The 7,836-nt window shown below is 62.1% G+C and carries 8 protein-coding genes; 4 read left to right on the forward strand and 4 right to left on the reverse strand.

The features are described 5' to 3' along the window. Positions 1-70: 70 nt before the first annotated feature. Positions 71-2,062, reverse strand: coding sequence for a transketolase (gene tkt, locus BQ8794_RS20430; RefSeq protein WP_077380499.1), 1,992 nt, complete (start codon positions 2,060-2,062; stop codon positions 71-73). Positions 2,063-2,366: 304 nt separating this feature from the next. On the opposite strand from tkt, the gene BQ8794_RS20435 reads away from it, so the two are divergent. The 4 genes from BQ8794_RS20435 to BQ8794_RS20450 all read left to right on the forward strand — a co-directional run bounded on the left by BQ8794_RS20435 (position 2,367) and on the right by BQ8794_RS20450 (position 4,902). Then, complete coding sequence (locus BQ8794_RS20435; protein WP_023797069.1) at positions 2,367-2,639, forward strand: DUF4164 domain-containing protein; 273 nt, start codon at positions 2,367-2,369, stop codon at positions 2,637-2,639. Between the two features lie 11 nt (positions 2,640-2,650). Then, positions 2,651-3,016: a cell division protein ZapA gene (locus BQ8794_RS20440; RefSeq protein WP_077380500.1), complete on the forward strand. Its 366-nt coding sequence runs from the start codon at positions 2,651-2,653 to the stop codon at positions 3,014-3,016. Positions 3,017-3,219: 203 nt separating this feature from the next. Further along, the gene (locus BQ8794_RS20445; RefSeq protein WP_077380501.1) at positions 3,220-3,879 is read left to right on the forward strand and encodes a peroxiredoxin; all 660 of its coding nucleotides are present in this window, start codon (positions 3,220-3,222) and stop codon (positions 3,877-3,879) included. 150 nt (positions 3,880-4,029) lie between these two features. Further along, positions 4,030-4,902, forward strand: a complete 873-nt coding sequence (locus BQ8794_RS20450) for an MBL fold metallo-hydrolase (protein WP_077380502.1) — start codon at positions 4,030-4,032, stop codon at positions 4,900-4,902. Between the two features lie 134 nt (positions 4,903-5,036). Here BQ8794_RS20450 and BQ8794_RS20455 read toward each other — a convergent pair whose 3' ends face one another. From BQ8794_RS20455 to BQ8794_RS20465, 3 genes are all read right to left on the reverse strand, one after another. Then, positions 5,037-5,444, reverse strand: a complete 408-nt coding sequence (locus tag BQ8794_RS20455) for a hypothetical protein (RefSeq protein WP_244555039.1) — start codon at positions 5,442-5,444, stop codon at positions 5,037-5,039. Between the two features lie 474 nt (positions 5,445-5,918). After that, the gene (rpoH, locus tag BQ8794_RS20460; protein WP_023797074.1) at positions 5,919-6,830 is read right to left on the reverse strand and encodes an RNA polymerase sigma factor RpoH; all 912 of its coding nucleotides are present in this window, start codon (positions 6,828-6,830) and stop codon (positions 5,919-5,921) included. A 205-nt stretch (positions 6,831-7,035) separates the two neighbouring features. Continuing rightward, on the reverse strand, positions 7,036-7,836 hold an 801-nt coding region (locus BQ8794_RS20465; protein ID WP_077380503.1), incomplete at its 5' end, for an RluA family pseudouridine synthase.

Here is a 7,836-nt window from a genome sequence, read left to right on the forward strand (position 1 = left end):
GGATTTAAGTCCATTAGGTCGCGGCTGCCGGCGAAACCGCCATGTGCGGCTTCGCCGGATACCAGCGCATTTACTCGCCGTGCAGGCGGGCTTCCGCCGCCTTCACCGTCGCTTCGGCGGTGATGCCGAAATGCGGATAGAGTTGTTCGATCGTGCCAGAGGCACCGAAGCCGGTCATGCCGATGAAGATGCCGTCGGTGCCGATGAAATGATCCCAGCCCTGGCGGATGCCGGCTTCGATGGCGATCTTGATCGGCGCGTTGCCGATCGTCTTGTTGCGGTAATCAGCACTTTGCTTGTCGAACAATTCGAAGCAGGGCACAGAGACGACGCGGGTCGGATGGCCGTGCTTCTCCAGCGCCTCGCGCGCCGCCAGCGCAATCTCGACCTCGGAGCCCGAAGCGAAGATCGTCACCGCCGCATCGCCACTGGCGGCGGCCAACTCATAGGCGCCCTGGCGACAAAGGTTTTCCGCAACGAAGTCGTTGCGTACCGCCGCCAGGTTCTGCCGGGTCAGCGCCAGCGTCGAAGGCGTCTTTTCCTGTTCGATGGCCAACTGCCAGCATTCGGCGGTCTCGACCGCGTCGGCCGGGCGGAAGACATTGTGGTTCGGAATGGCGCGCAGTGCGGCCAGATGCTCGACCGGTTGATGGGTCGGGCCGTCTTCGCCGAGACCGATGGAATCGTGGGTCATGACGAAGATCGAGCGGATGCCCATCAACGAGGCGAGCCGCATCGACGGACGGGCATAGTCGGAAAAGCACATGAACGTGCCGCCATAGGCGATGAGGCCGCCATGCAGCGTCAGTCCGTTGAGCGCGGCGGCCATGCCGTGCTCGCGGATGCCGTAGTGAACGTAGCGCTGGCCGTAATCGTCTGCCGTGATGTTCTTGGTCTGGCTGGTCTTGGTGTTGTTGGAGCCGGTCAGGTCGGCTGAGCCGCCGATGGTTTCCGGCACGGCGCCGTTGATGATCTCGAGCGCCATTTCCGACGATTTGCGGGTGGCGACCTTCGGTTTGTCCGTGCTGAGCTTCTTCTTGTAGTCGGTGATGACGGCGTCGAAATTCGCCGGCAGCGTGCCACTGATGCGGCGCTCGAATTCGCTGCGCAATTGGGCGTCGGCCCCGGCAAGGCGGCCTTCCCAGTCGGTGCGTGCCTTGACGCCGGTCTTGCCGGCGTCGCGCCAGGCATCGAGGATATCGGCAGGAAGTTCGAAAGGCGGATAATCCCAACCGAAGAATTTTCTGGCGCCGGCGATTTCCTCGGCGCCGAGCGGCGAACCGTGTGCCTTGTTGGTGCCGGCCTTGGTCGGCGCGCCGAAGCCGATCGTCGTCTTGCAGGCGATCATCGTCGGTTTGTCGGAATGGCGCGCCGCCTCGATGGCATAGGCGATCGCCTCCGGATCCTGGCCGTCGATGTGGCTGGCGTTCCAGCCGGACGCCTGGAAGCGGGCGACCTGATCGGTGTTGTCGGCCAGTGAAACCGGGCCGTCGATCGAGATGTTGTTGTTGTCCCAAAAGACGATCAGCTTGTTCAGCTTGAGATGTCCGGCAAGCGCGATGGCTTCCTGGGAAACGCCCTCCATCAGACAGCCGTCACCGGCCAGCACATAGGTGTAGTGGTCGACGAGGTCGTTGCCGAAGGCGGCATTCATGATGCGCTCGCCGAGCGCGAAGCCGACCGAATTGGCAAGCCCCTGGCCGAGCGGGCCGGTCGTCGTCTCGATGCCGGCGGCATGGCCATATTCGGGATGGCCCGCCGTCCTCGATCCCACCTGGCGAAAATGCTTGATCTGGTCGAGGGTGATGTCCTCGTAGCCGGTCAGATAGAGCAGCGAATAGAGCAGCATCGAACCGTGGCCGGCCGACAGGATGAAGCGGTCGCGATCGGGCCAATGCGGGCTCTTCGCATCGTATTTCAGGAAACGCGTGAACAGCACGGTGGCGATGTCGGCGCAGCCCATGGGCAGGCCGGGGTGCCCGGACTGGGCCTTCTCGACGGCGTCCATGGAAAGAAAACGGATCGCATTGGCCATCCGGTCATGTTGTTCGCGCGAGGTCATGCTTCCTCCAGTGTGAGGGGGGCGGGCCTTGGGAGAGCCCTGGAAAGGGGTGCGCGACACATAGCAGGCGCGGCTTTTTAGTCAACAAACCGGCGCGCTTTTGCCGATCTTGTTGGTCATTAAACCGGCGCTTTTGCCGGTCTTGCGATGGCGCCGGAAGGGCTTTGGTGGCCTAAATTAGCGTTAGCAGGGGACAGTCGCGAGAGCTTTATTGACGTTGGCTTCACACGGCGCGTAATGTTTCAGACATAACGCGTTCTGAACGTGGATGATTCGGTGATGGGCAGGGCGCAGGACGAAAGCCATGACCGGGGAAACGACACTCAAGGAAGTCATTGCCAGGCTGGGTAAGGCCATCGAGGGGCTGGAAAACGCCGTCGCGGCCAAGCTCGAGCACGAGCGCGACTATACGGAAGCCGAGGCGGAGGTGCAGCGCATGAACGCCGACCGCTCGCGGCTGGCGCAGGAACTCGACAATTCCGAAGCGCGCGCCGAACGGCTGGAAGACGCCAACAAGGAAGTGTCGCGTCGGCTGGTGACCGCCATGGAAACCATCCGCGCCGTGTTGGATAGATAGGGGCTGGCCCAATGGCACAAGTCACGGTTTCCATCGATGGCAAGCAGTATCGCATGGCTTGCGACGAGGGCCAGGAAGAGCATCTGATCGACCTTGCCGAGCGCTTCGACCGCTATGTCTCGCATCTGAAAGACTCATTCGGCGAAATCGGCGACCAGCGGCTGACCGTAATGGCCGGCATCATGGTCATGGACGAACTTTCGGAACTGCAAAAACGCGTCAAGGGCTTGGAAAGCGAAGTGCTGACGCTGCGCAAGACGCGTGACGACGCGCTGACCAAGGCCGACAAGAACGATTCCGTGCTGACCCAAGCGCTTGGCGCGCTCGCCCAGCGCATGGAAGATCTGGCGACGACGCTGGCGGTGAACAAGGCTTAGACTTCCACTGCCATCGCGCCCCTGTTGCAACGGCATCAATGGGCGGGAATGCTGCTGTTTACGACTAAAGGCGAAAAGTTTTCGCCGCCGGCCTCGGTGCCGGTGCAACAGGCATTTGAAGGATGACGCCGCAGTGGTAGAAAGGCAGAAGCAGGGCCGGTGGATGGTCAATGCCGGCTGCAATCACAGGGTAGGGACGCATCATGAGCCTTCGTATCAATGACACCGCGCCGGATTTCACGGCCGAAACCACGCAAGGGACGATCAACTTCCACGAATGGATCGGTGACGGCTGGGCGGTGCTTTTCAGCCACCCGAAGAATTTCACGCCGGTCTGCACGACCGAGCTCGGCACGATGGCCGGGCTGGAAGGTGAGTTCAAGAAGCGCAACGTCAAGATCATCGGCATTTCCGTCGATCCGGTCGAAAGCCATGGCAAATGGCAGGACGATATCAAGAAGGCGACCGGCCAATCGGTGAACTACCCGCTGATCGGCGACAAGGACCTCAAGGTCGCCAAGCTTTACGAGATGCTGCCGGCGGGCGCCGGCGAAACCTCGGAAGGGCGCACGCCCGCCGACAACGCGACGGTGCGTTCAGTTTATGTCATCGGCCCCGACAAGAAGATCAAGCTGGTTCTCACCTATCCGATGACGACCGGCCGTAACTTCGATGAGATCCTGCGTGCGATCGATTCCATCCAGCTGACCGCCAAGCACCAGGTGGCGACGCCGGCGAACTGGAAGCAGGGCGAGGACGTCATCATCACCGCCGCCGTTTCCAACGAGGATGCGGTCAAGCGTTTCGGCGCCTTCGAGACGATCCTGCCGTATCTCCGGAAGACCAAGCAGCCCTCCGCCTGAGGGGCCAGGGCGGCACGGAAGGATTTTCGGCTTTTTTGCCTCGGCGAAGCATGCGGTGCTTGACGGCGTGGCGCTGGCGAATGACCATGCTCTTCTTTTACCCCGGCAGGGAAAACCATTCCTGCCGGGTGGGAGCTGAGGGAGCCGGGATTGGACGCATCATCGGCCAAGCTGCAGGTGGCAGGCTTTTACGACAAGCCGAGCGGGTCCATCCAGTATGTCGTTGCCGACCCGCAGACGCGACGATGCGCAATCATCGATCCGGTCCTGGATTTCGACGAGAAGTCCGGGGCCACTGCCACGAAAAATGCCGACGCCCTGCTCGACTTCATTAGAGATCAACGGCTGGTTGTCGAATGGATCCTCGACACCCACCCGCATGCCGACCATTTCTCCGCGGCACACTATCTCAGCACGAAGACAGGAGCGCCCACGGCGATCGGCGAGAAGGTCGTCGACGTCCAGAAACTGTGGAAGGCAATCTACAACTGGCCGGGGTTTCCTGCCGACGGATCCCAGTGGCACAGGCTGTTTGCCGACGGCGAGACCTTTACGGTCGGCGGCATTCCGGCAAAGGTGCTTTTTTCGCCGGGACACACGCTGGCCTCGATCACCTATGTGATCGGCGACGCCGCTTTCATCCACGATACGCTGTTCATGCCGGACAGCGGCACGGCGAGAGCGGACTTTCCCGGCGGCAGTGCCGCGCAACTCTGGCGCTCGATCCAAAATATCCTCGCGCTGCCGGACGAGACACGCCTTTTCGTCGGTCATGACTACCAGGCGGAGGGGCGCGAGCCCTTGTGGGAGAGCACGGTCGCGGAACAAAAATCCAAGAACACCCATGTTGCCGCCTGTAGGACGGAGGCCGATTTCGTAGCGTTGCGCGAGGCGCGCGACAGGACGCTGCCGATGCCGAGGCTGATCCTGCACGCGCTGCAGGTCAACATGAATGGCGGGCGCTTGCCGGAACCGGAGCCCAACGGCCGCCGCTATTTGAAATTTCCGCTGGATTGCCTTTGAGGGGCGCGGGTCCAACTTCTGCAATCTCGGCGCCGCCCCTCATCGCCCTGCCGGGCCTCTTCTCCCCGTCCCTATACGGGGAGGAGGTGGCGGCAGCCGGATGAGGGGCAGCGCAGACGCCAGCCAGTCTAGCTTCAGGGTTTTGTTCGGCGGACTAAATGTTCATACGTGATTTGCCAAGGGTCGCTCTCGGAAGATCGTTCCTCGCCGATCCAATGGAAGCTGTTGGCAGTGATCTCGGTGAAACGCCATTGAGTTTTCAGACCGCGCGAATCAGTGCCGAGTTGGACAATGTCCTTACCCTCGGCCCGCCCGATCTGGCGCGAGTGATCTCGGTTGAGCGGGTCGTTCCATATGATGTGCCAGCCATCGATCCCAGGATCAAAGATGCGCAAAGTCGTGCCATACATCGTGGATGGCGCAGGGCGCTTGGGCCTGATCCAGACGTCCTGAATCGCGCGGCCTTCGAGCACCCAGCCAAAATGGCATTCTCCATCCCATTTCTGGATTGTGCCGTCATCGCGGTAGTGGACCGTGTCCATTTCCCAGCTTCCAATTAGCCATCCATACAGGTTCATGTCTTTCGCTCGGTCGGCTGGGGGACCTACGGACCCGAGAGCGGTGAGAAACGGAGAAATCGTCATCGTCATACTGCCTTTGGTTTCCAAATAGGCGAGCTCAACTGCCCAGCGCAGCCCCGACGGCCCATGGTCGCGCCCGCTTGCAGCAAGCGCCGCCTCGTGAAATTTCGCGACGGAAGCCCGCGTCGGCGCCGGAACATTGCCGCCACAATTTGCAGCGTTGCGGTTCCCAGGGCTTGGGGAAAATTGCTATAATGCCGCTATGAGCCGGCCAGGCTGATCACACCGATGATTGAGCCGTTATGGCGACGGATCGGGCGTTCGCAAAGGCGCGGCGGAACCGGCAACCCAAGGGACAGTTCCCGGCAGTCGGTGGACCATAAAAAAGGCGGCGCCAGTTACCTGACGCCGCCGCTATTTGTTTCCGCCGGAGGTTTACGCCGCCGGCTGCGCCTCGATGGTGCGCAACGCCTGCATCTGGCGCTTGGCTGCGGCCTTGACCGCGTCCTGCACCTTCTCGAAGGCGCGCACCTCGATCTGGCGCACGCGCTCGCGGCTGATGTCGAACTCGGCCGACAGCTCTTCCAGCGTCAGCGGCTCCTCGGCCAGGCGGCGCGCCTCGAAGATGCGCCGCTCGCGCTCGTTGAGCACGGCAAGAGCGCCGGACAGCATGCCGCGCCGGTTTTCCAGTTCGTCCTGCTCGATCAGCGCCTCTTCCTGGCTTTCGTGGTCATCGACCAGCCAGTCCTGCCACTCACCGGACTCGCCCTCGCTCGCCCGGATCGGCGCGTTGAGCGAGGCGTCGCCCGACAGGCGGCGGTTCATCGACACCACTTCCGCTTCCGACACGTTGAGGCGGGTGGCGATCTCGGCGATCTGCTCGGGCTTCAAGTCGCCGTCGTCGAGCGCCTGGATCTTGCCCTTCACCTTGCGCAGGTTGAAGAACAGGCGCTTCTGGTTGGCGGTGGTGCCCATCTTGACCAGGCTCCACGAGCGCAGGATGTATTCCTGGATCGAGGCCTTGATCCACCACATGGCGTAGGTGGCGAGCCGGAAGCCGCGCTCCGGTTCGAATTTCTTGACGGCCTGCATCAGGCCGACATTGCCTTCCGAGATCACTTCGCCGATCGGCAGGCCGTAGCCGCGATAGCCCATGGCGATCTTGGCGACGAGCCGAAGGTGGCTGGTGACGAGCTTGTGCGCAGCCGTGGTGTCCTCGTGCTCAGCGTAACGCTTGGCGAGCATGTACTCTTCCTGCGGCTGAAGCATCGGAAAGCGACGGATTTCTTCCAGGTAGCGGCTGAGGCCGCCTTCACCGGAAACGATACTGGGTAGTGACTGGGCCATGATAGCGCCCCCTCTCTCGGAGTGGTGCCCCCTAACGCGGCGGGCATATGTCACGAACGCCAAAGGCTCGTTCGCGACAGCGGATGTATACAGGAACAAAACCAGAAAGGACAGCATTTGGTTCAACACGAAACAGTGTGTCACGCCAAAGTGAACAACGCGGGTCAGGTTTTTGCCGATCTGGTTTTGAATGGATGAAGCCGGTTCAGAGTCTGCGGAAGCCGTCCACAAGTTCCTCCATGTCGCTCGGTAGCGGCGCCTCGAACCACATCGGTAAATGGGTAGTCGGATGCCGAAATTCAAGGAGGCGGGCATGCAATGCCTGTCGCGGAAAGGCCTTCACCTGGCCTTTCAGCGGCTCGGGCAGCCGGTTCGCCTTGGTGCGAAAGGCCTGGCCGTAATCGCGATCGCCGACGACCGGATGGCCGATATGAGCCATGTGGACGCGGATCTGATGGGTGCGCCCGGTCTCGAGCCGGCATTCGACCAGGCTCGCCGTGGCAAACTCCTTTTGCTGCTCGCCAAAGCGCTCGACCACCGTGAAATGGGTGACGGCGTGGCGGGCATCGTCGCGGCCCTGTGGCACCACGGCACGGCGCACGCGGTCGGCGGCGCGGCCAAGCGGCTCGTCGACCGTGCCTGTCGGTCTCATCGGAATGCCCCAGACCAGCGCCAGATAGGCGCGTTTGAGATCGCCGGTCAGGCCATGGTCGGCAAAGGCCTCCGACAATGATTTGTGGGCGCGGTCGGTTTTTGCCACGACCATGACGCCGCTGGTCTCCTTGTCCAGGCGGTGGACGATGCCCGGCCGCCGCACACCGCCGATGCCGGAAAGACTGTCGCCGCAATGGTGGATCAGCGCGTTGACCAGCGTGCCGGTCCAGTTGCCGGCGCCGGGATGGACGACCAGCCCCGGCGGCTTGTCGATGACGATCAATTCATTGTCTTCATAGAGGACGTCGAGCGGGATGTTCTCGCCTTGCGGCTCCGCCGGTTCCGGCTCCGG

The organism is Mesorhizobium prunaredense, assembly GCF_900156895.1.
GTDB lineage: Bacteria > Pseudomonadota > Alphaproteobacteria > Rhizobiales > Rhizobiaceae > Mesorhizobium > Mesorhizobium prunaredense.

What these genes read in the sequence shown, in the direction of transcription:
- tkt (WP_077380499.1), bottom strand. Translation starts at nt 2,062, where the DNA reads ATGACCTCGCGCGAACAACATGACCGGATGGCCAATGCGATCCGTTTT.
- BQ8794_RS20435 (WP_023797069.1), top strand. Translation starts at nt 2,367, where the DNA reads ATGACCGGGGAAACGACACTCAAGGAAGTCATTGCCAGGCTGGGTAAG.
- BQ8794_RS20440 (WP_077380500.1), top strand. Translation starts at nt 2,651, where the DNA reads ATGGCACAAGTCACGGTTTCCATCGATGGCAAGCAGTATCGCATGGCT.
- BQ8794_RS20445 (WP_077380501.1), top strand. Translation starts at nt 3,220, where the DNA reads ATGAGCCTTCGTATCAATGACACCGCGCCGGATTTCACGGCCGAAACC.
- BQ8794_RS20455 (WP_244555039.1), bottom strand. Translation starts at nt 5,444, where the DNA reads ATGGACACGGTCCACTACCGCGATGACGGCACAATCCAGAAATGGGAT.
- rpoH (WP_023797074.1), bottom strand. Translation starts at nt 6,830, where the DNA reads ATGGCCCAGTCACTACCCAGTATCGTTTCCGGTGAAGGCGGCCTCAGC.